1 protein-coding gene is annotated in these 273 nt (G+C 55.3%); it reads right to left on the reverse strand.

Going from position 1 to position 273, the window contains the following annotated elements:
* Positions 1 to 77: 77 nt before the first annotated feature.
* Positions 78 to 273 (reverse strand): hypothetical protein (locus AAEY75_RS15095; RefSeq protein WP_352260037.1); only part of this gene is annotated, 196 nt, incomplete at its 5' end.

Raw genomic sequence — 273 nt, forward strand, 5'->3', positions numbered from 1 at the left:
GTTCGGCATGGGCGGTTCACTGGTTGTGGGAAAAATCTCAGACAGAATAACGCCTTGGCCCGATATTCTGTGCGTCATTACTCAACAGGTTTGCGATAAAGCCTCAAGCCGATCAAACCAAGGATGATCAGGCCCAGCACGCCCGCACCGATCCAGGTCAATGCGTCATAACTCAACAGCGGTTTTTCGATGCGCCAGTAGCCCGGCTGCTGGAACGCTTCGCGCATGGCCTGGTTGGTTTGCGCCAGGCTTACGGCCTTGATGCGTTTGACC

The sequence above is a fragment of the Psychrobacter sp. TB55-MNA-CIBAN-0194 genome (assembly GCF_040309505.1).
GTDB classification, from domain to species: domain Bacteria; phylum Pseudomonadota; class Gammaproteobacteria; order Pseudomonadales; family Moraxellaceae; genus Psychrobacter; species Psychrobacter fozii.